At 73.1% G+C, this 22,302-nt stretch carries 22 protein-coding genes and 1 pseudogene; 11 read left to right on the forward strand and 12 right to left on the reverse strand.

The features are described 5' to 3' along the window. Positions 1-28 precede the first annotated feature (28 nt). The 4 genes and pseudogenes from ACSBPG_RS22115 to ACSBPG_RS22130 all read right to left on the reverse strand — a co-directional run. Positions 29-421, reverse strand: a pseudogene (locus ACSBPG_RS22115) (GNAT family N-acetyltransferase); the annotation flags it as partial. A gap of 16 nt (positions 422-437) precedes the next feature. Further along, positions 438-1,235, reverse strand: coding sequence for an indole-3-glycerol phosphate synthase TrpC (gene trpC / locus ACSBPG_RS22120; RefSeq protein WP_435539385.1), 798 nt, complete (start codon positions 1,233-1,235; stop codon positions 438-440). After that, the gene (gene trpD / locus ACSBPG_RS22125) at positions 1,232-2,284 is read right to left on the reverse strand and encodes an anthranilate phosphoribosyltransferase (RefSeq protein ID WP_435539386.1); all 1,053 of its coding nucleotides are present in this window, start codon (positions 2,282-2,284) and stop codon (positions 1,232-1,234) included. The genes trpC and trpD overlap by 4 nt, the downstream gene beginning before the upstream one ends. Continuing rightward, the gene (locus ACSBPG_RS22130) at positions 2,281-2,871 is read right to left on the reverse strand and encodes an anthranilate synthase component II (RefSeq protein WP_435539387.1); all 591 of its coding nucleotides are present in this window, start codon (positions 2,869-2,871) and stop codon (positions 2,281-2,283) included. Before ACSBPG_RS22130 ends, trpD begins: the two co-directional genes overlap by 4 nt. A gap of 181 nt (positions 2,872-3,052) precedes the next feature. On the opposite strand from ACSBPG_RS22130, the gene cueR reads away from it, so the two are divergent. Genes cueR through ACSBPG_RS22145 form a run of 3 tightly spaced genes read left to right on the forward strand, consistent with a single transcriptional unit; the run spans position 3,053 to position 4,862 of the window. After that, the gene (gene cueR, locus ACSBPG_RS22135) at positions 3,053-3,496 is read left to right on the forward strand and encodes a Cu(I)-responsive transcriptional regulator (protein ID WP_435539388.1); all 444 of its coding nucleotides are present in this window, start codon (positions 3,053-3,055) and stop codon (positions 3,494-3,496) included. Next, positions 3,496-4,605, forward strand: coding sequence for a divergent polysaccharide deacetylase family protein (locus ACSBPG_RS22140; RefSeq protein WP_435539389.1), 1,110 nt, complete (start codon positions 3,496-3,498; stop codon positions 4,603-4,605). Before cueR ends, ACSBPG_RS22140 begins: the two co-directional genes overlap by 1 nt. Before the next feature lie 53 nt (positions 4,606-4,658). Continuing rightward, positions 4,659-4,862 (forward strand): heavy-metal-associated domain-containing protein, encoded by a 204-nt coding sequence (locus ACSBPG_RS22145; protein WP_435539390.1) that lies wholly within the window; start codon positions 4,659-4,661, stop codon positions 4,860-4,862. Positions 4,863-4,937: 75 nt separating this feature from the next. Here the strand turns inward: ACSBPG_RS22145 and ACSBPG_RS22150 are convergent, their stop codons facing one another. After that, positions 4,938-5,105 (reverse strand): hypothetical protein, encoded by a 168-nt coding sequence (locus ACSBPG_RS22150; RefSeq protein WP_435539391.1) that lies wholly within the window; start codon positions 5,103-5,105, stop codon positions 4,938-4,940. 189 nt (positions 5,106-5,294) lie between these two features. Next, positions 5,295-5,675 (reverse strand): hypothetical protein, encoded by a 381-nt coding sequence (locus tag ACSBPG_RS22155; RefSeq protein WP_435539392.1) that lies wholly within the window; start codon positions 5,673-5,675, stop codon positions 5,295-5,297. A 275-nt stretch (positions 5,676-5,950) separates the two neighbouring features. On the opposite strand from ACSBPG_RS22155, the gene ACSBPG_RS22160 reads away from it, so the two are divergent. After that, positions 5,951-6,157 carry a hypothetical protein gene (locus ACSBPG_RS22160; RefSeq protein ID WP_435539393.1) on the forward strand — a complete coding sequence of 69 codons (207 nt, stop codon included), beginning with the start codon at positions 5,951-5,953 and terminating at the stop codon, positions 6,155-6,157. Beyond that, entirely contained in the window at positions 6,154-6,432 is a 279-nt protein-coding gene (locus tag ACSBPG_RS22165; RefSeq protein ID WP_435539394.1) for a hypothetical protein, read from the forward strand. The genes ACSBPG_RS22160 and ACSBPG_RS22165 overlap by 4 nt, the downstream gene beginning before the upstream one ends. Here the strand turns inward: ACSBPG_RS22165 and folK are convergent. Beyond that, complete coding sequence (gene folK, locus ACSBPG_RS22170; RefSeq protein ID WP_435539395.1) at positions 6,426-6,938, reverse strand: 2-amino-4-hydroxy-6-hydroxymethyldihydropteridine diphosphokinase; 513 nt, start codon at positions 6,936-6,938, stop codon at positions 6,426-6,428. The genes ACSBPG_RS22165 and folK overlap by 7 nt on opposite strands. A gap of 130 nt (positions 6,939-7,068) precedes the next feature. Between folK and ACSBPG_RS22175 the strand changes: the two genes are divergently transcribed. Together ACSBPG_RS22175 and ACSBPG_RS22180 are read left to right on the forward strand one after the other, a co-directional pair. Next, positions 7,069-8,001 carry a chorismate mutase gene (locus ACSBPG_RS22175; protein WP_435539396.1) on the forward strand — a complete coding sequence of 311 codons (933 nt, stop codon included), beginning with the start codon at positions 7,069-7,071 and terminating at the stop codon, positions 7,999-8,001. 77 nt (positions 8,002-8,078) lie between these two features. Then, positions 8,079-8,534 (forward strand): hypothetical protein, encoded by a 456-nt coding sequence (locus ACSBPG_RS22180; protein ID WP_435539397.1) that lies wholly within the window; start codon positions 8,079-8,081, stop codon positions 8,532-8,534. Positions 8,535-8,609: 75 nt separating this feature from the next. Here the strand turns inward: ACSBPG_RS22180 and ACSBPG_RS22185 are convergent, their stop codons facing one another. The 4 genes from ACSBPG_RS22185 to ACSBPG_RS22200 form a co-directional block, all read right to left on the reverse strand. Then, complete coding sequence (locus tag ACSBPG_RS22185; protein WP_435539398.1) at positions 8,610-9,011, reverse strand: PilZ domain-containing protein; 402 nt, start codon at positions 9,009-9,011, stop codon at positions 8,610-8,612. Next, entirely contained in the window at positions 9,008-11,551 is a 2,544-nt protein-coding gene (gene amt, locus ACSBPG_RS22190) for an ammonium transporter (RefSeq protein ID WP_435539399.1), read from the reverse strand. Before amt ends, ACSBPG_RS22185 begins: the two co-directional genes overlap by 4 nt. 365 nt (positions 11,552-11,916) lie before the next feature. Further along, on the reverse strand, positions 11,917-15,057 hold the full coding sequence (locus ACSBPG_RS22195) for an efflux RND transporter permease subunit (protein ID WP_435539400.1): 3,141 nt from the start codon (positions 15,055-15,057) through the stop codon (positions 11,917-11,919). Positions 15,058-15,071: 14 nt separating this feature from the next. Continuing rightward, on the reverse strand, positions 15,072-16,253 hold the full coding sequence (locus ACSBPG_RS22200) for an efflux RND transporter periplasmic adaptor subunit (protein ID WP_435539401.1): 1,182 nt from the start codon (positions 16,251-16,253) through the stop codon (positions 15,072-15,074). Between the two features lie 233 nt (positions 16,254-16,486). Here ACSBPG_RS22200 and ACSBPG_RS22205 point away from each other — a divergent pair, with 233 nt between their 5' ends. From ACSBPG_RS22205 to ACSBPG_RS22220, 4 genes are all read left to right on the forward strand, one after another. After that, positions 16,487-17,323, forward strand: coding sequence for a universal stress protein (locus tag ACSBPG_RS22205; protein ID WP_435539402.1), 837 nt, complete (start codon positions 16,487-16,489; stop codon positions 17,321-17,323). A gap of 88 nt (positions 17,324-17,411) precedes the next feature. Continuing rightward, complete coding sequence (locus ACSBPG_RS22210) at positions 17,412-18,074, forward strand: TetR/AcrR family transcriptional regulator (protein ID WP_435539403.1); 663 nt, start codon at positions 17,412-17,414, stop codon at positions 18,072-18,074. A gap of 116 nt (positions 18,075-18,190) precedes the next feature. Continuing rightward, entirely contained in the window at positions 18,191-18,829 is a 639-nt protein-coding gene (locus ACSBPG_RS22215; protein ID WP_435539404.1) for an SRPBCC family protein, read from the forward strand. A 202-nt stretch (positions 18,830-19,031) separates the two neighbouring features. After that, the gene (locus tag ACSBPG_RS22220) at positions 19,032-19,436 is read left to right on the forward strand and encodes a c-type cytochrome (protein ID WP_435539405.1); all 405 of its coding nucleotides are present in this window, start codon (positions 19,032-19,034) and stop codon (positions 19,434-19,436) included. A 74-nt stretch (positions 19,437-19,510) separates the two neighbouring features. Here ACSBPG_RS22220 and pepN read toward each other — a convergent pair whose 3' ends face one another. After that, entirely contained in the window at positions 19,511-22,186 is a 2,676-nt protein-coding gene (gene pepN / locus ACSBPG_RS22225) for an aminopeptidase N (RefSeq protein WP_435539406.1), read from the reverse strand. Between the last annotated feature and the right edge of the window lie 116 nt (positions 22,187-22,302).

Below are 22,302 nucleotides of genomic sequence, written 5' to 3' on the forward strand. Positions count from 1 at the left end.
GATAGTCGGCGAACGGCCCGCGTTCCCGGAACCCCGCTTTGCGGTAGAGCGCCAGCGCCTCCGGCTGCCGGATGCCGGTCTCGAGGCGGAGGGCGCCCAGCCCTTCGGCACGGGCCTGCGCCTCCAGCCGCGCCAGCAGGCGGCGGCCCACGCCGCGGCCGCGGACGTCGGGGCGCACGTACATGCGCTTGATCTCCGCGTAGCCGTCCGCCCTGTCGACGCGCAGCGCACCGCACCCCACCGCCTCTCCGTCCCGGCGCGCCAGGAAGAAGCGGATCTCCGGTGCCGCCAGCGCCGCCGGGTCGAGGAGGAAATTCTCCTCGGCCGGGTAGAGGGCGTTGAGATAGCGGTCGAGTTCGCCGATGAGCCCTGCGGCCTCCGCGGCGAGCGGGCTCTCGGCGGTGACGGCGATGTCCGGCACGGGGCCGCTCCGATGCTCAGGCCGCGCGCGCCAGCAAGGCGCGGGTGGCGGCGGCGACGTCGTCGTGGCGCATCAGCGACTCGCCGACGAGGAAGCAGCGCGCCCCCGCGGCGGCCATGCGCGCCAGGTCGGCCGGCCCGTGGAGGCCGCTTTCGGCGACCAGGGTGCGGTCGGCGGGAACGTGCGGCGCCAGCTCTTCCGTCGTCTTAAGATCGACCGCTAACGTCTTGAGATTGCGGTTGTTGACCCCGAACAGCTCGGCGTCGAGCGCGAGCGCGCGGTCGAGCTCCGGACGGTCGTGGACCTCGACCAGCACGTCCATCCCCCAGCCATGCGCCGCCGCCGCCAGGTCGGCGGCGAGGGCGTCGTCGAGGGCCGCCATGATCAGCAGGATGCAGTCGGCGCCGAGCGCCCGTGCCTCCGCCACCTGGTAGGGGTCGATCATGAAGTCCTTGCGCAGCGCCGGCAGGTCGACGGCGCCGCGGGCCGCCACCAGGTACTCGTCGCGGCCGTGGAAATAGGGCTCGTCGGTCAGCACCGACAGGCAGGTGGCGCCGCCCAGCGCGTAGGCGCGGGCCAGCGCCGGCGGGTCGAAGTCGGGCCGGATGACACCCTTGGAGGGACTGGCCTTCTTGATCTCGGCGATCAGGCCGTAGCGCCCCTCGGCGACGGCGCGCCGCAACGCCGCGGCGAAGCCGCGCGGCGGCGGCGCGGCGCGGGCGGCCTTCTCCACGTCGGCCAGGGGGCGGGCGAACTTGCGCGCGGTCACCAGCGCCCGCTTGGCGTCGCAGATTCGGGTGAGGACGTCGCTCATGCCGGCACCGTTTCGTTGGTGATGGTGACGAGGCGGCGCAGCACGTCGCGGGCGCCGCCGCCGTCGATGGCGTGGCGGGCGAGGTCGACCCCGCCGCGCAGGTCCGCCGCCTTGCCGGCCACCACCAGCGCGGCGGCGGCGTTCAGGAGGACGATGTCGCGGTAGGGGCCGTGCGCCCCGTCCAGCAGCGCCCGGATCGCCGCCGCGTTGGTCTCGGCGTCGCCGCCCTTCAGCGCCTCGGGCGAGGCGACGAACAGACCGGCATCCTGCGGCTCGACGTCGAACACGCTGACGACGCCGTCGCGAAGCTGGGCGACCCGCGTCGGCCCGGTGGTGGTGATCTCGTCGAGCCCGTCGGCGCCGTGCACCACCCAGGCGGCCTCCGATCCCAGGCGCTTGAGCACCTGGGCGAGCGGCTCCACCCATTCCGGCGCATAGACGCCGAGGAGCTGGCGCTTGGCGCCGGCCGGGTTGGAGAGCGGGCCCAGCAGGTTGAAGATGGTGCGGGTGCCCAGCTCGACCCGGGTCGGGCCGACGTTGCGCATCGCCAGGTGGTGGCGGGGCGCCATCAGGAAGCCGATGCCGGTCTCCCACAGCGCCTTCTTCACCAGCGCCATGTCGCAGTCGAGGTTGACGCCGAGGGCCGCCAGCACGTCGGCCGCGCCCGACTTTGAGGACATGGCGCGGTTGCCGTGCTTGGCCACCGGCACGCCGCAGGCCGCCGCCACCAGCGCCGCGGCGGTGGAGATGTTGTAGGTGCCGGCGCCGTCGCCGCCGGTGCCGCAGGTGTCGATGGTGCCCGCCGGCGCCTCGACGGGGACCGCCTTGGCGCGCATCACCCGGGCCGCCCCGGTGATCTCGTCGACGCTCTCGCCGCGCACCCGCAGCGCCATCAGGAAGCCGCCCATCTGCGACGGCGTGGCGTTGCCCGACATGATGATGTCGAAGGCGCGGCCGGCGTCCGCCTCGTCCAGGCGCTGCCCGGCCGCGACCCGGGCGAGGATGGCCTTCATGGCGGTGAGGTCGCCGGAGGCGGCGGGCTGGCTCATGCGACGGTCTCCAGCGGGCGCGTGATGGTCAGGAAGTTCTTGAGGATGGCGTGGCCGTGCTCGCTCTCGATGCTCTCCGGGTGGAACTGGACGCCGTGGATCGGCAGCTCCTTGTGCATCAGCGCCATGATCAGGCCGTCGGCGGTCTCGCCGGTGACGCGCAGGCACTCCGGCAGGCTGCCGCGCTCGACGATCAGCGAATGGTAGCGGGTGGCCCGGAACGGCGAGGGCAGGCCGGCCAGCACGCCGCGGCCGTCGTGGTGGATGGCGTCGACCTTGCCGTGCATCGGCACCGGCGCCCGCACCACGTTGCCGCCGAACGCCTGGCCGATCGCCTGGTGGCCCAGGCAGACGCCGAGCAGCGGCATCCGCGTCCGCTCGGCGGCGGCGATCAGCGGCAGGCAGATGCCGGCCTTGTCGGGGTCGCACGGCCCGGGGGAGAGGACGATGCCGTCCGGCTTCATGGCCATCGCCTCGGCCACCGAGAGCGCGTCGTTGCGGCGCACCACAACCTCGGCCCCCAGCTCGCCCAGGTAATGGACGAGGTTGTAGGTGAAGCTGTCGTAGTTGTCGATCAGGAGCAGCATGGCAGCGGTCCGCCGTTCCGGCCTCGTTCACGGGGGGCTACCCTAACCGGCCGGTGGGCGGATTTCCAGCCTCCCGGCGCTGCGACGAAAGGCCTTGACCTTCCTGCGGCTGGAAGGCGCAGTGTGCGCACCGTGGCGCCGTCGCGCCCCGCGGCTCCCCAGAGGACGGTCAGGACCTGCCATGAACATCGGCACCGTCGCCAAGCGCTCCGGCGTGCCGGCGAAGACGATCCGCTACTACGAGAGCGTCGGGCTGATTCCGTCCGCCGGGCGCACCGCCGCCGGCTACCGCGTCTACGGCGAGCGCGACGTGTCGACCCTGCGGTTCATCCAGAGCGCCCGGTCGCTCGGCTTCTCCGTCAAGGAGGTGGGGGCGCTGCTGGCGCTGTGGCACGACCGCGGCCGCGCCAGCGCCGACGTGCGGGCGCTGGCGCTCAACCACATCGCCGAGATCGACGCCAAGGTGGCCGAGCTGCTGAGCATGCGCGGCACCCTGCAGCACCTCGTCGACCACTGCGCCGGCGACCATCGCCCCGATTGCCCGATCCTCGACGGCATCGCCGACCCGTCGCGGCTGCCGGCCGGGCACGTCGACTGCTGCCACGGCGCCGGGGGCCGGGGCTGATGGCGGCGCGGCGGGGCCGGCGGCGGGCGGCCGCCAAGGAGCGGCCCGGCTGGCCGGTGCTGGCCGGGCTGGTGGCGGTCGCCGGCGTGTTCGCCGGCGCGGCGGCGGTCTCGGCGCTGGTCGGCACGTCGCCGCCCGAACCGGCGCGAGTGGTCGTCGCCTCGCCGACCCTGGCGCCGGTTCCGGCCCCGATGCCGCCGGCCCGTCCGGCGCCGCCGCCCGCCTCGCCACCCGCCCCTGCGGCCGGACCGGTGACGGCACCGGGAGCGGCACCGGACGCGGCGGACGCGGCGCCGCCGGCGGTGCCCCCCGTCCCGGAGCCGCGGCCGCCGGTCGTCCCGGTGGCCATGCAGCCGCCACCGCCACCGCCGCCGGCCGGCGGCGGCGTGCCGGCGTGGCGGAGGAACGCGGTGGCGGCCCCGGCGGTCGACGGCCGGCCGGCCATCGCCGTCGTCATCGACGACCTCGGCGTCGACCGCAAGCGGTCGGCCCGCACCGTCGCGCTGCCGGGGCCGCTGACCCTGGCCTGGCTGCCCTACGCCCACGCCCTGCCGCAGCAGACCGGGGCGGCGCGCGCCGCCGGGCACGAGCTGATGGTCCACCTGCCGATGGAGCCGAGCGTGCGGGCGGACCCCGGCCCCGGGGCCCTGCTGGTCGGCCTGGCGCCGGACGACATCGCGCGCCGCCTCGAGCAGGCGCTGTCGGCCTTCGACGGCTATGTCGGCGTCAACAACCACATGGGCAGCCGCTTCACCGCCGACCGCGCCGTGATGGCGCCGGTCCTGGCGGAGCTGCGGCGCCGCGGCCTGCTCTGGCTCGACAGCCGCACCACGCCCGGCACCGTCGGGCCGGACCTGGCGCGCGGGCTCGACCTGCCCTTCGCCGAGCGCGACATCTTCCTCGACAACACGCAGACGGTGGCCGCCGTGCGCGCCCAGCTCGCCCGGACCGAGGCGGTGGCGCGCGCCCACGGCTACGCCGTGGCCATCGGGCACCCGCACGACGCCACGCTGGCGGCGCTCGCCGACTGGCTGCCCGAGATGCGGCGCCGCGGCTTCGTCCTGGTGCCGGTCAGCACCGTCGTGCGCGCCCGCTGTTCGTGCGGCTGAACCGCAGGGACCTTGCGATCCGACCAACCCACGACACCGGAAAGGACCATCCCATGGCAGAGAAGTACAAGGTCGACGGCATGACCTGCGGCGGCTGCGCCCGTTCGGTCACCAACGCCATCGTCAAGCTGGCACCCCAGGCGCGGGTCGACGTCGACCTGCCGTCCGGCACGGTGGCCGTCGACGGCGCCTCCGACGAGGTGGTGCGCAAGGCGGTGGAGAGCGCCGGCTTCGATTTCCACGGCAAGGCGGCGTGACAAGACGAAAGGCGTTCGATGCGGGACATCGAACGCCTTTCTCCGGGTGACGGTTCGGAACCGGAAGGGACGGGATCAGGCGGCGAGCCGCTCCCGCAGGGCGCGCTGGGCGCGGAGGTTGCGGCGGACTTGCTCGATCACTGCCTGCACCTGTTCCCGGCTGACGCCGTCGCGGCGCATCACGGCGACGACGATCGGGTCATCCAGCATCTCGGACAGACTCGGGGCCCTCTGGTGGTCCATGCCTTTCCTCCCTCGGCATCGGGCGCCGCCGGGATGCCGCGGGCTCTTGCCGGCCCGTACAATCCCGCCAACGCTGTGGGCGCACACTAATACAACCCGAGGGATTCTGTCATTAACGCTTTGGGTGAGCGCGGGCCGGCGGCTTTCCGCGATTCCGGCCCAACGTCATAGGACCTTGGTCCGGGCGGTTCAGGGTCCGGGCGTCCGCTCGCGGACGATCTCGTCGCTGCCGGCCCCGGCGATCTCGGCCGTGACGCAGGCCCGCTGCACCCGCGCCGGCGCCAGGCACAGCCGGACGGTGCGCTCGGCGAGATCCGCCGGGCCGGCCACCGTCGCGTCGGCACACAGGGCCCGCAGGTCGAGGACGATGTCCTCGTAGGACAGGACGGCGGCGATGTCGTCGGGGAAGCCGGCACCGGGGTGGGCGACCGTCAGGCGGATGTTGATGCGCGCCGCGTGGCGTCCGTCGCGCCCGCTCAGGGCCACCGCCGACGTGAAGTCGCGCAGGAAGATCGTGTAGGTGGCCCCGCCGGAGGCGGCGGCGCTGCGCGCGGAGGGCTGGTCGGCCAAGGGCTGGATCTCCCGGATGAGGGCGTCGGCGCCGCATCGGCTGAAGGGCCGGCAGTATAGCCCACGGTGCGACGAATGCCACCCGACCGGAGCCCCCCGGCGAGCGGCGGCCGCCGAAAGCGGTGTGCGGGACGCTGCGGAAGAGCGCTTGAACCAGGCATTCGGGATCTGGTATACCAAAAACGGGATCGGAAATGTCCGGAACGGAGGCCGGAGCTTTCCGTATATGACACGGGCGGAGCAAGCCCGAGGGAACCGTGGAAGAGGAGGCTGCAGTGCAGATCGCGCGTCACCGCTGGTATTCTCCGCGCTACAACGCCGTCGAGGGCGCCGTGCGCGTCTCCGAGGCGTCCTCCGGCCATGTCTTCTTCGTCGACGGCGACGGCGTCCGGCGCTGCCAGCGCGCGGCGGCGTTCCGCGAGCGCTACCGGGTCGCCAGCGGCGCCGAGATCGACGCCACCCTGGCGCGGTGGTGCGAATGACCGCCCCGGCCCTCGACATGCCCGGCGCTCCGCTGGAGGAGGACGGCGACGCCCGCCGCATCGCCGACGCCTACCGCGAGCGGCAGGCCCGGCAACTCGTCAAGAACATCCGCGTCGTGGCGTGGTCGATCCCGGTGGCCGCGGCGGTCATGGCGGTGGCGTCCGGCTCGGGCTACGACATCTTCGGCGGGCTCCTGTTCGCCACGGCGCTCGCCGCCTACGCCCGCCTGCTGCGCCGACACCGTGCGCTGACGGGGCGCTGGCGCTTCTACTGACCGTCCGCCGCCGCCCCCCCGGCGTACGGCACCACCGTGTCGGCGCCGGGGGCCGCCGCCAGCAGGTCGGCGACGCTGCGCCCCAGCCGGGGATGGCGGACCGCCGCGGCGATGTCGGCGAGCGGGCGCAGGACGAACGCCCGCTCGGCCATGCGGGGGTGGGGCACCGTGAGGTCGGCGCTGTCGAGCACGCGGTCGCCGTGGAACAGGATGTCGACGTCGACCTCGCGCGGACCGAAGCGCAGGCCGCCGGTGCGCCGCCCCAGCTCCGCCTCGATGCGCTTGGCCAGGGCCAGCAGTGCCTGCGGGTCGAGCGCCGTCTCGCCGGCCACCGCCATGTTGAGGAAGGCCGGCTGGTCGGTCACGTACATCGGCGCCGTCTCGTAGACCCGCGAACGGGCGGTGATCCGCACGCCGCCCGCGCCGAGCCGGGCGATGGCGGCTTCGAGGTTGCCCAGGCGGTCGCCCAGGTTGCTGCCCAGGGCGAGATGGACGGTGGCGGTCATGGGACGGTCTCCGAATGGCGCCGGCGGCGCGGCCCTCCACCCCTACGGCGGCGGGAGGGCCGTCGTCAACCGGCCACCGTCACCCCGCAGCCCCGTCATCCCGCCATCGCCGGCGGGCGGGCGGGGTGTTATGGTCGACGCATCCGCCACGACCGTCTGCCGTGCCATGACCCGTCACCGCCTTCTTCCCTGCCTCGCCGTCGTCCTGGCGGTGGTCGCCGCGCCCGGCCACGCCCAGCCGGCACGCCCGCTGGAGGAGATCCGCAAGGACATCGACGCGGCCGACCGCGGGCTGCTCGATCTGCTGAACCGGCGGTCCGCCATCAGCCTGGAGGTGGCGGCGGCCAAGAAGGGCGGGGCCGGACCGGTCTACCGGCCGGGCCGCCAGGCGGCGCTGATGCGCCGGCTCGCCGCGCAGAACGAGGGGCCGCTGCCCGACGCGGCGGCCTGGCGCGTCTGGCAGGAGATCATCGCCTCGTCGATCGGCCTGCAGACCGACTTCACGGTCGCCTACGCCGCGCCCGAGGCGGTGTCCTACGCGCTGGCGACCGGTTACTTCGGGGCCGGCACGGCGTTGACGCGGGCCGACTCCGCGGCCGCCCTGCGCGGCGTGCTGGAGAGCGGCGCGGCCGATGTCGCCGTGGTGCCGCTGGACGCCGGCGGCGCGCCGTGGTGGCGCGACCTGCCGGGGACGGCGCTCCGGGTGGTGGCGCGCCTGCCCTTCGTGCCGCCGGCGGCAGGCCACGTGGATGCCCCGGGCTTCGTCATCGCGCCCTACGAGGCGGACCCGTCGGGCCGCGACCGCAGCCTGCTGGTCGTCGAGGCGGCGGCGGCGACGTCGACCGAGGCGGTCGCCGCGGCGCTGGCGCCCCTCGGCTGGCGGGAGACCGCCGTGCTGGCCCGCGCCGACGGCGACGGCGGCAGCAGCTTCCTGGTCGAAGCGGACGCCCCGCCGGCCGCCGCCGGGACGGCGGGCGCCGGCCCGGGCGGAGCGGTTCCCGGACCGTTGCGGCGGGTGACCGCGGTCGGCCTCTACGCCGAGCCGCTGGCGGCCGGCGAGTAGCGCCGGCCGGCCCGCGGAACAGGGGCCGGCCGGCCGGGTTTCACGAGGGGATGGTGGTTGACGCGGGAGGTCCGGCCATGACGACGGTGACGCGCGCGGCGATGGCGCTGGCGCCCATGCTTCTGCTCGCCGCCTGCGCGACGGGCGCCGACGACGCCGCGCTGGTGCGGCGGGCCCAGACGGCGATGGTCGGCATGCCGAAGGCGCAGCTCCTGTCGTGCGCCGGCGTGCCGGCGCGCCAGGCGACGGCCGACGGCGCGGAGTTCTACACCTACGTCTCGCGCGGCGCCTACGGCTACGGCGGGCCGTCGACCAGCCTCGGCGTGGCCGGCGGGTCGGGCGGCGTCGGGCTGGGCATCGGCCTCGGCTTTCCCCTGTTCGGCAGCGGCACGCGGACCTACGAGGGGTGCGAGGCGACCGTCGTCCTCGGCGGCGACATCGTCCGCCGCGTCACCTTCCCGCCCGGCGCCGACCCGTCGGCCTGCGCGCCCATCGTGCAGAACTGCGTTCCCGTCGCAGCGCCGGCCGGCTAGAGCAAGATCGCTTTTGGCCGATCCGGCCAAAACCGTGAATCTTGCTTCAAACATTTGAATTTAGAGCGGGCGCGGTCAGGACCGGTGCCGCCGACCGTCCTGCGGCGGGCGGCTGCCGAGGAAATAGTGCAGCACCCGCATCAGCCGGTGGTCGGCCGAGACGTAGCGGAGCGCGAACTCGCCGGGAGCGACCCGCACCACCTCGCCCTCGCCCTGCACCAGCAGCGGGCGCACCGCCATCGGCAGCTCGAGCGAGAAGTCGATCCGTTCGCCGACGGACACCAGCGACGCCGGCGCCTGGCGCACGCGCAGCCCGCCCAGCGACAGATCGGCCAGCGGCAGGCGGTGGCCGCGGCAGACCAGCCAGGCGCCGCTGCCGTCGACGCGGCGGTCGCGGCGCCGTTCCCGGGGGCGGCCGAAGAGGCGGTGGAGCACGGAGGCGGCCCGCGGCGGGTGGTGCGCGGCGCTGTCGGTCATTGGGCGGCCAGCGGCAGGGCGTGCGGTTCGGGCTCGTCGCTGACGATGGTGCCGACGAGGCCGCGCAGCCGCAGGGCGATGTCGCCGATCGCCGCGGCGGTGGCGGCGAGCTGCCCGGCGCGGGCGTCGGTGGCCTCGGCGGCGGCGCGCATGGCGACCGTTTCGCCGGCCACCTGCCGGCTCTCGCGGACCGCCGTGTCGACGACGCCCAGCGCGTCACGCGCCGAGGCGGCGACGTCGCCGATGGCGCCGGCGACGTCGGCGGCCTCGTGGTTGGCCTCGGTCATGCTGGCGGCGATCTGCTGGGCCGCCTGGGCCTGCTCGCCGACGGCGGTGGAGACGTCGTGCACCGACGCGTCGAGGGTGTCGATGACGCCGGTGATGGCGCGGATCACCGTCACGGCGTCGCCGGCCTCGGCCTGGATGGCGGCGATCTTCGCCTCGATGTCCTCCACCGCATGGGCGGTCTGGCCGGCCAGGGTCTTCACCTGGGCGGCGACGACGGCGAAGCCCTTCCCTGCCTCGCCGGCGCGGGCCGCCTCGATGGTGGCGTTCAGCGCCAGCAGGTTGGTCTGCTCGGCGATCTCGCGGATCAGGCTCAGCACGTCGCCGATCGCCCCGGCGGCGCGGCCCAGCTCGTCGACCGTGGCGCTGGCCTTGCCGGCGTGGGCCATGGCGCCGTCGACCACCCGGCGGGCGGCCGCCATGCCGGTTTCGATGGCGGCGATGCGGGCGGTGACGCGGTCGGTGTCGGCGCTGGCGCGGCCGATGTGGTCGGCCATGCTGGCGGCGGCGCGGTCGATGCCGGCGGCGTGCTGGTCGACGGCGCGCACCACGCCGGCCATGCGGTCGATGCTGGTGCGCACGGTGGCCGTCTTGTCCGACACGACCGACGCCTTCGCCGTGGTGTCGCGGGCCTGGACCGCCAGCTCGGCCGACAGCGCCGACAGGTCGCGGGCGGCCAGCGAGAGGTCGCGGGCGCTGCCGGCGACGCCGCCGACCACGTGCTCGATGTTGTCGATCAGCCGGTTGTAGGCGAACGCCAGCTCCGACGCCTCGTCCCCCGACCCCTCGTCGAGGCGGATCTTGAGGTCGGCGCCGCCGCGCGACAGGGCGAGCAGGTTGGCGAGCAGGCCGCCGGTGCCCAGCGTCGCCCCGTGCTCGGCCTCGTTCAGGCCGAGCAGCTCGTCCTCGCGCGACACGCGCATGCCGCCGGTGGTGGCGGAATCCACCAGCTTGAAGAAGAGCAGCGACAGCCCGAAGGCCCAGACGAAGGCGGCGGCGACGCCCTCCGCCTGGACCAGGAACTGCGCCCAGGCGCTGCCGGCCTGCAGCTTGTCCGGCGTGGCGAAGAAGGCGGTCATCAAGGTGCCCCAGGCGCCGCACACGCCGTGCACCGGCACCGCGCCCACCGCGTCGTCGAGCTTGAACAGCCGCTCCATGGCCTCGCCGGCGACCAGCACGACGACGCCGCTGGAGGCGCCGATGAACACGGCTCCCAGCGCGCTCACCGCGTCGCAGCCGGCGGTGATGGCGACCAGCCCGCCGAGCACCCCGTTGATGACGCGGTCGACCCGCCACAGCCGGTCGAGGACGCGGCCGACGATCATGCCGACGACGCCGCCGACGGCGCCGGAGACGATGGTGTTGAAGACGATGTGCGCGAACTGCGGCGTGCCGGCCAGGGTCGAGCCGCCGTTGAAGCCGATCCAGCCGACCCAGAGGATGAGGGCGCCCGAGGTGGCGAGCACCGGGCTGTGGCCCTGGATGGTGTTGACGCGGCCGCCGGGACCGAAGCGGCCGATGCGGGGGCCCAGCACGATCACCGCGGCGAGGGCGACCCAGCCGCCCACGGAGTGGACGACGGTGGAGCCGGCGAAGTCGATGAAGCCCTGGCCGCTCAGCCAGGTGGCGTTGTCCGGGATCAGCAGATTGCCCCAGGCCCAATGGCCGAACGCCGGGTAGATGACGCCGGAGACGAACATCGTCGCCCAGAGATAGCTGTTGAAGCGCATGCGCTCCGCCACCGCGCCGGAGACGATCGTCGCCGCCGTGCCGCAGAACACGAGCTGAAAGATGAAGAAGGCGTAGTCCCAGTCGTTGGCGTGATTGAACGCCAGCATGTTCGTGTTCCAGCCGACCAGCCCGCCCAGGCTGTTGCCGAACATGACGGCGAAGCCGACGACACCGAAGATCGACACCGCCAGGACGAAGTCGACGAGGTTCTTCTGGGCCACGTTGATCGAGTTCTTCGAGCGGACCAGGCCCGCCTCGAGCAGCAGGAAGCCGACCTGCATGAACATGACCAGGGCGGCGGCGGCCATCACCCAGACGAAGTTCAGGTTGGCCTGGATCTTCTCCACCGCCTCCAGACGCGCCAGGAGCTCCTCGGTCTGCGCCACGGCGGCGGCGGGAGCCGCCAGCACGGCCAGGGCGGCGACCGTGGCGACGGCGCGCCGCGCATGGCGAAGGTTCGTGCCGTCCCGTGCCGCCGGAACCCCGTCGTGTCCTGGAGGAAACAGCGGCGTCGTCTTGTGCATGGCAAGAGTCCCGTTCAGCATGTCTTATCTGTATTTTGCCAATGCCAGAACAAACTCGTCCCTTCTCTTGGCCCGTAACACAGGCAATCACGCACGGTCAATCCGCTCCCGGATCGGGCGGGGCCGCCGCGTCCGGCGGCGGCTTGCCTGACCAACAATCAGGCACCTGCCCATCCGGTGAGCGGCGTGACCGGTGCCGTGGCGCGGTGTGGCGGTCGTGAACGAACGAATCCCCGGCGTCGGCGCAACGTCGGTACTCCATCTGGCAACGATCGTGCCAAGCCTTGCGGACGGGCCGCCCCGGCAGGGGCGGCCGCCCATCGGCGAACGGGTGGGGAGGCTTCCGGCCGGTCCGGTGCCGGCGGTCAGGGGCTGGCGGCGGGGCTCGGTTCCGCGGACGGGGCGGGACGACGGACGAACAGCCGGTGGACCGCGACGAAGAAGACCGGGACGAAGAGCACGGCCAGCACCGTCGCCGAGATCATGCCGCCCATCACGCCGACGCCGATGGCGTTCTGGCTCTCCGAGCCGGCGCCGCTGCTGGTGGCCAGCGGCAGGACGCCGAGCACGAAGGCCAGCGAGGTCATGATGATCGGACGCAGGCGCTGACGGCACGCCTCGACGGCGGCCTCCTTCAGCTCCATGCCCTGGTCGTAGAGGGCCTTGGCGAACTCGACGATGAGGATGGCGTTCTTGGCCGACAGGCCGATGGTGGTCAGCAGCCCGACCTGGAAGTAGATGTCGCTGGGCAGACCGCGCAACTGCGCCGCCAGCACCGCGCCGACGACGCCCAGCGGCACCACGAGGATCACCGCCGCCGGCACCGACCAGCTCTCGTACAGGGCTGCCAGGCAGAGGAAGACGACGAGCATGGAGATGGCGTAGAGCACCGGCGCCTGGGAGCCGCTCAGCCGCTCCTCGTAGGAGAGGCCCGTCCACTCGTAGCCGATGCCCGGCGGCAGCGTGGCGGCCATCGCCTCCATCTCGGCCATCGCCTCGCCGGAGCTCACCCCCGGCGCGGCGGCGCCCTGGACGTTGACCGAGGAGATGCCGTTGTAGCGCTCCAGCTTCGGCGAGCCGTAGGTCCAGCGGGCCATGGAGAAGGCGGAGAAGGGGACCATCCGGCCGTCGCCGTTGCGCACGTACCAGCGGTCGAGGTCGCCCGGCTGCATGCGGAACGGCGCGTCGGCCTGGAGAAAGACCTTCTTGACCCGCCCGTTGTCGATGAAGTCGTTGACGTAGGTCGACCCCCACGCCGCCGACAGGGTGGCGTTGATGGCGCCGAGCGACAGGCCGAGCGCGCTCGCCTTCTCGCGGTCGACGCTCAGCGTGTACTGGGGCGTGTCCTCCAGCCCGTTGGGGCGGACGCCGACCAGCTTGGGGTTCTGCGCCGCCATGCCGAGGAGCTGGTTGCGCGCCTGCATCAGCCGCTCGTGGCCGAGGCCGCCGCGGTCGACCAGCTGCAGGTCGAAGCCGGTGGCGTTGCCGAGGCCGGGAACCGACGGCGGCAGGAACGCATAGACCACCGCGTCCTTGACCTGGGAAAGGGCCGCCATGGTCCGTGCGGCGATCGCCTGGGGCTTGCGGTCCGGCGTCGTCCGCGCGTCCCAGTCCCTGAGCCGGACGAACGCCATGCCGGCGTTCTGGCCGCGCCCGGCGAAGTTGAAGCCGGCGATGGTGAACAACCCCTCGACGCTGTCGCGCTCGCCGTCGAGCAGCTGGGCCTCCACCGCCCGGGCGGTCTCCAGGGTGCGCTCGATGGTGGCGTTCGGCGGGGCGGACCACAGGAGGAAGAGCTGGCCGCGGTCCTCCTCGGGCAGGAAGGACGAGGGCATCCGCAGGAACAGATAGGCGAGGCCGGCGAGGATCAGCAGATAGGCGACGCCGTAGCGGCCGAGCCGCGACACCGCACCGCGCACGCCGCGCACGTAGGCCCGGCTGCCGGCGTCGAAGCCGCGGTTGAACAGGCGGAAGGGACCGCCCGCCCCGTGCCCGTGCCCCGCGGCGGCCGGCTTCAGCATGGTCGCGCACAGCGCCGGGGTCAGCACCAGCGCCACCACCACCGACAGCGCCATGGCGGAGACGATGGTCAGCGAGAACTGCCGGTAGATGGCCCCCGCCGATCCGCCGAAGAAGGCCATGGGCACGAACACGGCCGACAGCACCAGGGCGATGCCGACCAGCGCGCCGGTGATCTGCCCCATCGAGCGGCGGGTCGCCTCGCGCGGCGGCAGCCCCTCCTCGGCCATCACCCGTTCGACGTTCTCCACCACGACGATGGCGTCGTCCACCAGCAGGCCGATCGCCAGCACCATGCCGAACATGGTGAGCGTGTTGATCGAGAAGCCGAACGCCGCGAGGACGCCGAACGCGCCGAGGAGGACGACCGGCACGGCGATGGTGGGGATGAGCGTCGCCCGCAGGTTCTGCAGGAAGACGTACATCACCACGAAGACCAGGACGATCGCCTCGAACAGCGTCTTGACCACCTCGTGGATCGACAGCTCGACGAAGGGCGTGGAGTCGTAGGGGTAGATCACCTCCAGCCCGGCCGGGAAGAAGGCGGACAGCTCGGCGACGCGGGCCTTCACCGCGGCCGCCGTGTCGAGGGCGTTGGCCCCGGTCGCCAGCTTGATGCCCAGGCCGGCGGCCGGCTTGCCGTTGTAGCGGGCGGTGATCTCGTAGCTCTCGGAGCCGACCTCGATGCGCGCGACGTCGCGCAGGCGCACCTGGGACCCGTCGGCGTTGACCCGCAGCAGGATGGCGCCGAACTCCTCCGGCGTCTCCATCCGCGTCTGCGCGACGATCGTGGCGTTGAGCCGCTGGCCGGGAACGGCGGGGGCGCCGCCGAGCTGGCCGGCGGCGATCTGGGCGTTCTCGGTCTCGATGGCGGAGACGATGTCGACGGTGGTGAGCCCGTGGCTGTTCAGCGTGTCGGGGTCGAGCCAGATCCGCATGGCGTGCTGCGGGCCGAACACGGTGACGTCGCCGACGCCGCCGACGCGGCTGAGCGTGTCCTGCAGGTTCGAGGCGACGTAGTCGGCGATGTCGCCCTGGCCGAGGCGCCCGTCCGACGAATAGAACCCGACCACCATCAGGAAGTCGTTGGCGGCTTTGGACACCTGGAGGCCCTGCTGCTGCACCTCCTGGGGCAGCAGCGGCGTCGCCAGCTGCAGCTTGTTCTGCACCTGGACCTGGGCGATGTCGGGGTCGGCCTCGGGTTCGAAGGTCAGGGTGATGGTGACGTTGCCGGCGGAGTCGCTGGACGAGGACATGTAGCGGAAGTGGTCGAGCCCGGTCATCTTCTGTTCGATGACCTGGGTGACCGAATCCTCCAGCGTCTTCGCCGAGGCGCCGGGGTAGCTGGCGGTGATCGACACCTGGGGCGGCGCGATCTTCGGGTACTGCTCGACCGGCAGGCCGAGGATCGCCAGGCCGCCGGCCAGCATGATGACGATGGCGATCACCCAGGCGAAGACGGGGCGGTCGATGAAGAAACCGGACATGGCCGCACCCCGCCTCAGCGTGCCGTCGCGGCCGGCAGCGCGGCCACCGTGTCCGCGGCCGGCAGCGCCTTCACCGCGGCGCCGGGCCGGACCTTCTGCAGCCCTTCCACCACCACCCGGTCGCCGGCCCGCAGCCCGTCGGTCACCAGCCACGCGTTGCCGACCGCCCGGTCGGCGACGATCGGCCGCTGCGCCACCGTGTCGTCGGCGCCGACCACCCAGACGTAGGCGCCACCGTCGGCGCCGCGGGCGACGGCCGCCTGGGGCACGGTGATCGCGCCGTCGGCGACGCCCTGCTCGATCCGGGCGCGCACGAAGAGGCCGGGCAGCAGGTCCTGGTCCGGGTTGGGGAAGACCGCCCGCAACTGGACCGAGCTGGTTCCCGGATCCACGGTGACGTCGGAGAACTGGAGCTCGCCGCGCCGGGCGTAGGGGGTGTCGGTCGCACCGGCGAACAGGGTGACGGGGATGCGGTCGGGCTCGGCGGGACGGATGCGCCCGCTCGCCATGTCCTGGCGCAGCCGCATGAGCTGGGACGCCGTCTGCGTCACGTCGACGTAGATCGGGTCGAGCTGCTGGATGGTCGCCAGCGCGGTCGCCTGGTTGGCGGTGACCAGCGCTCCCTCGGTCACCGCGGACTTGCCGATCCGGCCGGAGATGGGGGCGACGACCCGGGTGTAGTCGAGGTTGATGCGGGCGAGGTTGCGGGCGGCCTTCGCGGCGGCGAGCTGCGCCTCGCTCTGCTTCAGGGACGCCTCGGCGTCGTCGTAGTCCTGCTTGCTGACGACGCTGCGCCGGACCAGGTCGGTGTAGCGCGCCGCCTTGTTGCGGGCCGCCTGGAGGTTGGCCTCGGCCTTGCGGACGTCGGCCTCGGCGCTGGCCAGGCTGGCCTCGTAGGTGGCCGGATCGATCTGGTAGAGCTGGTCGCCCGCCCGGACGTCGCTGCCCTCGCGGAAGAGACGCTTCAGGACGATGCCGCCGACCTGCGGCCGGATCTCGGCCACGCGGTAGGCGGCGGTCCGCCCCGGCAGCTCGGTCGTGATGGCCAGGGGGGCCGGCTCGACCGTCATCACCGCGACCTCGGGCGGTCCGGCCGCCGGTCGGCCGGCGGCCTGGGTCGGTTCGTCGCAGCCCGCCAGCGCCACCGGCAGGAAGGCCGCCACGGCCACCGACAGAAACGCGTTCGCTTTGGACATCTGGTTCCCCGTAAGGCGCCGTGGGGCGGCGTCGCGGCGCGCCGCGCCGGCGGACGCCCGCCGGCCGCGCGACCCGCTGCACCGCGGGTGCCGGCGGCCTGGATGCTCCGTTGAAATGTACTGTCTCTTTCAGTACACTGTACCGGACAATACATTCATCCCGCCGGGGCATGCAAGGGGGTTGCGCGGCGGGCGGGGCCGCAGAGGCCGTGCCGATCCCCCGGGAGGCCGCCGTGACGCCGAAGGACATCGTGGTTTTCGTCGAGGAGGAGAGCGGGCGGACCGGGCGCCTCGCCTTTGCCGTGGCGCTCGCCGCGCGGTGGGGGGCGCACGTCATCGCGACGTTCGTCGCCGACCGCATCGAGCTCACCCCGTGCAAGGCCTTCGCCCGGGGCGGCGGGCTGGCGGCGATGCTGCGCCGCCACCGCGGCGACGTCGTCGCCTCCGCCGCGCGCACCCGGGCGTCGTTCGAGGAGCTGTGCGGCCGCGCCGGGGTCAGCGGCGAGTGGCGGTTCGCCGAGGACGAGGCGGGCGAGCCGCTCATGCTCCACGCCCGGCACGCCGGGCTGGCGATCGTCGGGCCGCCCGACCGCCCGGCGGGGCCGCCGCGGACGCTCGGCCTGTCCGAGGGCGTCATCTTCGAATCGGGGCGGCCGACCCTGCTCCTGCCGCTCGACTGGCCGACCGACCGCATCGCCCGGCGGGTCGTCGTCGGCTGGAACGGCAGCCGCGAAGCGACGAGCGCCGTCGCCGGGGCGATGCCCTTCCTCGCCGCGGCCGAGGCGGTGCATCTCGTCGTCGTTCCCGAGGCGCGCCTGTGCGGCACGCTGGGGGCGGACCCCGGCGCCGACCTGTCCCGCCACCTGGTGCGCCATGGCGTTCCCGTCGTCCTCGAGCAGTGCGCCGGGCGCGACGCCGGGCGCGTGCTCCTGGATCGCACCCGGACGCTCGGCGCCGACCTGCTGGTGATGGGCGCGTACGGCCGGTCGCGCCTGCGCGAACGGGTGTTCGGCGGCGCCACCCGCACGGTGCTCGGCGCCGCCGACGTGCCGATCCTGTTGTCGCGGTAGCGGCGAATCGGGCAGATGTCCGTGGGCGGCGCGCCGCCGACGCAGCGGTGGACGAGGCGAGGCCGCGCGGGCATGCGGAGGAAGCGGGATGAACCGGGACAACCAGACGGAGCCGCCGGCGGTCGGTCCGCGCGGACGGGCACGCCGCCAGGCCCTGCTCGAGGCCGCCGGGCGGCTGTTCATCGAGAAGGGATTCGAGAAGACGACGCTCAGCGACATCATCGAGCGGGCCGGCGGGTCGCGTGCCACCCTCTACGAGCAGTTCGGCGACAAGGAGGGCCTGTTCCGGGCGATGATGGTGGAGAACAGCGCCCGCATCCTGGAGGGGATGGCGGCGGCCCAGGCCGACGAGCGCGCGCCCCCGGAGGAGGCGCTGACCAAGTTCGCCCTGTACTTCGTCCAGGCGCTGCTCGACGACGAGACGACGGCGATCGTCCGCATCCTCGTGGCCGAGGGCGGCCGCATTCCCGACATCGCCGAATCCTTCTTCCGGGTCGGCCCCGAGCCGGCCGTCCGCCGGCTGGCCGACTACCTGGAGCGGGCCGGAGCGGCGGGCGCCCTGCGGATCGAGGACCCGCCGGTGGCGGCCCGCGTCTTCATCGGCATGGTCATCGGCGATCTCACCCTGCGGCGCCTGATCCTGCCGCGGCACCCGCTCCCCATGGCCGAGGTGGACCGCCACGTGCGCCACGCGGTCGCCCTGTTCCTCGGCGGCGCGCGCCGTCCGGGGCCGAGCGCCGGCGCGGCGTAGCGGATCGCACGGCCGCGCCCGGCGCCGTCCGCCTTGCACGGACCTTCGGACTATTTTCCGGCGCCGGGCGCCACGCTACGGTCGCGGTCTGGCAAGCCCAAGGGAGAGACGACGCCATGGAGATGACCGGCCAATACCGCATCGGAGCACCGCGCACCCGCGTCTGGGAGGCGCTGAACGATCCCGAGGTGCTGCGCCAGTGCATTCCCGGCTGCGAGACGGTGGAGAAGGTCTCCGACACCGAGTTCACGGCCAAGGTGCAGGCGAAGGTGGGCCCCGTCAGCGCCCGCTTCGGCGGCAAGGTCACGCTGGGCGACCTCGACCCGCCGCAGAGCTGCACCATCACCGGCGAGGGCTCCGGCGGCGCCGCCGGGTTCGCCAAGGGCGGCGCCACCGTGCGGCTGGTGGAGGAGGGGGGCGCGACCGTCCTGTCCTACACCGCCGACGCCAAGGTCGGCGGCAAGCTCGCCCAGGTCGGCTCCCGACTCGTGCAGGCGGCCGCCCGCAAGATGGCCGACGACTTCTTCGCCCGCTTCGCCGAGGTGGTCGGTCCCGCCGTTCCCGCCGCGGAGCCGGTACCGCCCGCCGCCGCGCCGTCCGCCGCCGCGCCGTCCGTCGCCGCGGCCGCCGTCGCGCCGCCGCCCGAGCTGCCGTTGCCGATTCCCGTCGGGCGCGCGGCGGGCGGCTTCTACGTGCCCTGGGCGGCCGTCGTCGTCGGCCTGGTGCTGGTGCTGGCCATGTGGATCTTCGGTTGAAGAAATGAGAGCGGGAGGGGCACCGCCCGCCGTTCCCGGGAGAGTCGTGGGTGTTGGCCTTTCGTCGAATATGTGTATTCTGCCGACGAACCCGACGGCCACCAGCCGGTTGAAAGACCATCACCGGCCGGCCGAAACAAAAGCACCTTCAGGATCACCCGTGTCGGCAATGGCCGGCATCAAACGCAAGGGGAATCGACCAATGAACAAGAAGTTGCTGACCGGTGCGGCGCTCGTCCTCGGCCTCGCCTCGACCGGGGCCATGGCTGCCGACGCCGAAGCCGGCAAGGACGTGTTCAAGGACTGCATGGCCTGTCACACCGTGGAAGCCGGCAAGAACAAGGTGGGCCCGAGCCTGCACGGCGTCGTCGGCCGCGCCGCCGGCTCCATCGAAGGCTTCCGCTATTCCAAGCCGATGCAGGAGAAGGCCGCCGCCGGCTTCACCTGGACGCCGGAGAACCTGAAGGCCTACCTCAAGGCGCCCAAGCAGATCGTCCCGGGCGGCACCATGGCCTATGCCGGCCTGGAGAAGTCGCCGAAGTGGAAGGCCGATCCGGACGTGGCCGCCGACAACCTGATCGCCTACCTCGAGGCGCAGAGCAAGTGACGCACGCGTCGCTTCGTGCGACGGCGTGAGCGGGACGACGGGCCGGAGGAGAGATCCTCCGGCCCGATTCGCGTTCAGGCTGCCGGTTCGTCGAGGCTCTTGCTGGCGACCTCGTAGACGTCGGGCGACAGGTCCGGTTGTGCGACGATACGCCGCAGCTGCCCGCGCATCAGCTCCTGGCGGTCCGCGTCAAAGCGTCGCAGGCGGGAGAACGGTCCCATCAACCGTGCCGCGACCTGGGGATTGAGCGGGTCGAGGCGCAGCACCTGGTCGGCGAGGAAGGCGTAGCCCGCTCCCGACGCGTCGTGGAAGCGCACGGGGTTGCCGCCGGCGAACGCGCCGATCAGCGCGTACACCTTGTTGGGGTTGCGGATCTCGAACGCGGGGTGGGAGAGCAGGCGGGTGACGTCGGCCAGCGCCCCGGCCCGCTTGGAGGTGGCCTGGACCATGAACCACTTGTCGACGACCAGCGGTTCCCCCTTCCAGCGCTCGTAGAAGCCGGCGACCGCGTCGTCGCGCTCGGCGGCGTCGGTGTCGGCCAGCTGCTGCAGGGCGGCGATCACGTCGGTCATGGCGTGGGCGCCGTGGAACTGGCCGAGGCAGAGGCCGAGCGCCTCCTCGTCCGGCCGGGCCATGAGATAGGCCAGGCCGAGGTTCTTCAGCGCGCGGCGGCCGATGGCGGCGGCGTCGACGGAGAAGGGCTGGTTGCCGGCGTTGGCGCGGTAGGTCGCCAGCCAGCGTGGGCGCAGCGCCGCCGCCAGGGTGCGCCGGGCGTGCTCGCGCACCTCGTGGATGGCGACGGGGTCGACCACGTCCATCTGGGTGGCGAGATAGGCCTCTCCCGGCAGGACCAGCGCCTGGGCGGCGAAGGCGGGATCGCCGGCGGCGTCCTCCAGCAGCGCGCCGAAGGCGGCGACGTAGGTCTCGGGCAACTCGGCCGGGCGTCCGGCGGCGCGGTCGGCGATCATGCCCAGCAGGACCCGCGTGCCCAGGGTCTGCCCCGCTTCCCAGCGGTTGAAGGCGTCGCTGTCGTGGGCCATGAGGAAGGCGAGGTCCTCGTCCGCAAGGTCGGAGTTCAGCCGCACCGGTGCCGAGAAGCCGCGCAGCAGGGAGGGCACCGGGCGGGCCGGCACGTCCTGGAACTCGAACACTTCCTCCGCGCCCTTCAGTTCGAGCACGCGGCTGGTGCCGACCGGCGCCGCCTCGCCGGCGAGGCGCAGCGGCAGGTCCTGCCCGTCGGGGCCGAGCAGGCCCATGGCGAGCGGGATGTGCATGGGCCGCTTGGTCGGCTGGCCGGGCGTCGGCGGCACCGACTGGCGGACGGTCAGACGGTAGGTGCGCGCCGCCGCGTCGTAGCGGCCGGCGACGTCGAGCGACGGCGTTCCGGACTGGCTGTACCACAGCTTGAACTGGGACAGGTCGACCCCGCTGGCGTCGGCCATGGCGGCGGCGAAGTCGTCGCAGGTCACCGCCTGCCCGTCATGGCGCTGGAAGTACAGGTCCATGCCCTTGCGGAACCCCTCCTTGCCCAGGAGGGTGTGCATCATGCGGATGACCTCGGCGCCCTTGTCGTACACGGTCGGCGTGTAGAAATTGTTGATCTCGACGTAGGAGGCCGGCCGCACGGGGTGCGCCATGGCGCTGGAATCCTCGGGGAACTGCACGGTGCGCAGGCGCTGCACCTCGGCGATGCGCTTGACCGGCCGCGAGTTCATGTCGGCGCTGAACTCCTGGTCGCGGAACACCGTCAGCCCTTCCTTGAGCGACAGCTGGAACCAGTCGCGGCAGGTGACCCGGTTGCCCGTCCAGTTGTGGAAGTACTCGTGCGCCACGACCGCCTCGATGTTGAGGAAGTCCTGGTCCGTGGCGGTCTCCGGCTTCGCCAGCACGTACTTCGTGTTGAAGACGTTCAGCGACTTGTTCTCCATCGCCCCCATGTTGAAGTCGCCGACGGCGACGATGTTGAAGACGTCGAGGTCGTACTCCAGCCCGAACACCTCCTCGTCCCACGCCATGGCCTTCTTCAGTGAGGCCATGGCGTGGTCGACCTTGTCCTCGTTGCCCGGCTCGACGTAGATGCGCAGGGCGACGTCGCGGCCGGACGCGGTGCGGAAGCGGTCCTCGACGCAACGCAGGTCGCCGGCGACCAGGGCGAAGAGGTAGCAGGGCTTGGGGTAGGGGTCCTCCCAGCGCGTCCAGTGGCGCCCACCCGGCGCCTCGCCGGAATCGACGAGGTTGCCGTTGGACAGCAGCACGGGATAGCGCGCCCGGTCGGCCTCGATCCGCGTGGTGTAGCGGGCCATCACGTCGGGGCGGTCGGGGAAGTAGGTGATCTTGCGGAAGCCCTCCGCCTCGCACTGGGTGCAGAAGTTGCCGGAGGACTTGTAGAGGCCTTCCAGCGCGGTGTTCTCCTGCGGCTTGATGCGGACCACCGTCTCCAGGGTGAAGGCGTCGGGCACCCGCGGCACCGTCAGGCGGTCGGCGTCGACGGCGTAGCAGTCGGCCGTCAGCGGCCTGCCGTTCAGCGCCACCGACACCAGCTCCAGCCGCTGCCCGTCGAGCACCAAGGGCGGACGCTCCACCGTCTCGCCGTCCGCGCCGGCCGCGGCGGGGTTGCGCCGCACCGCCAGGGTGGCGTGGACGGTGGTGACGTCCTCGCGCAGGTCGAAGTGCAGGTCGACGGTGTCGATCAGGTGGGCGGGCGGCCGGTAGTCCTGCAGGAGGATGGCCTTGGGTGTGCCTTTGTCCATGGACGGCGTCTCTGGGGTGGGAAAGCAGGGTGTTCTGGATAGGTGTGTCCCTGCCGCCGCCGTTCAACCCGCCCGCCCGATGGCGGCCTCCGCCCCGGGCCGCCCGATGGCGGCCT

It is taken from the genome of Azospirillum sp. ST 5-10, assembly GCF_051225715.1.
Lineage (GTDB): Bacteria > Pseudomonadota > Alphaproteobacteria > Azospirillales > Azospirillaceae > Azospirillum.

Coding starts and splice junctions, on each gene's coding strand:
- trpC (WP_435539385.1), bottom strand. CDS start 1,235: ATGAGCGACGTCCTCACCCGAATCTGCGACGCCAAGCGGGCGCTGGTG.
- trpD (WP_435539386.1), bottom strand. CDS start 2,284: ATGAGCCAGCCCGCCGCCTCCGGCGACCTCACCGCCATGAAGGCCATC.
- ACSBPG_RS22130 (WP_435539387.1), bottom strand. CDS start 2,871: ATGCTGCTCCTGATCGACAACTACGACAGCTTCACCTACAACCTCGTC.
- cueR (WP_435539388.1), top strand. CDS start 3,053: ATGAACATCGGCACCGTCGCCAAGCGCTCCGGCGTGCCGGCGAAGACG.
- ACSBPG_RS22140 (WP_435539389.1), top strand. CDS start 3,496: ATGGCGGCGCGGCGGGGCCGGCGGCGGGCGGCCGCCAAGGAGCGGCCC.
- ACSBPG_RS22145 (WP_435539390.1), top strand. CDS start 4,659: ATGGCAGAGAAGTACAAGGTCGACGGCATGACCTGCGGCGGCTGCGCC.
- ACSBPG_RS22150 (WP_435539391.1), bottom strand. CDS start 5,105: ATGGACCACCAGAGGGCCCCGAGTCTGTCCGAGATGCTGGATGACCCG.
- ACSBPG_RS22165 (WP_435539394.1), top strand. CDS start 6,154: ATGACCGCCCCGGCCCTCGACATGCCCGGCGCTCCGCTGGAGGAGGAC.
- folK (WP_435539395.1), bottom strand. CDS start 6,938: ATGACCGCCACCGTCCATCTCGCCCTGGGCAGCAACCTGGGCGACCGC.
- ACSBPG_RS22175 (WP_435539396.1), top strand. CDS start 7,069: ATGGTCGACGCATCCGCCACGACCGTCTGCCGTGCCATGACCCGTCAC.
- ACSBPG_RS22180 (WP_435539397.1), top strand. CDS start 8,079: ATGACGACGGTGACGCGCGCGGCGATGGCGCTGGCGCCCATGCTTCTG.
- ACSBPG_RS22185 (WP_435539398.1), bottom strand. CDS start 9,011: ATGACCGACAGCGCCGCGCACCACCCGCCGCGGGCCGCCTCCGTGCTC.
- amt (WP_435539399.1), bottom strand. CDS start 11,551: ATGCACAAGACGACGCCGCTGTTTCCTCCAGGACACGACGGGGTTCCG.
- ACSBPG_RS22195 (WP_435539400.1), bottom strand. CDS start 15,057: ATGTCCGGTTTCTTCATCGACCGCCCCGTCTTCGCCTGGGTGATCGCC.
- ACSBPG_RS22200 (WP_435539401.1), bottom strand. CDS start 16,253: ATGTCCAAAGCGAACGCGTTTCTGTCGGTGGCCGTGGCGGCCTTCCTG.
- ACSBPG_RS22210 (WP_435539403.1), top strand. CDS start 17,412: ATGAACCGGGACAACCAGACGGAGCCGCCGGCGGTCGGTCCGCGCGGA.
- ACSBPG_RS22215 (WP_435539404.1), top strand. CDS start 18,191: ATGGAGATGACCGGCCAATACCGCATCGGAGCACCGCGCACCCGCGTC.
- ACSBPG_RS22220 (WP_435539405.1), top strand. CDS start 19,032: ATGAACAAGAAGTTGCTGACCGGTGCGGCGCTCGTCCTCGGCCTCGCC.
- pepN (WP_435539406.1), bottom strand. CDS start 22,186: ATGGACAAAGGCACACCCAAGGCCATCCTCCTGCAGGACTACCGGCCG.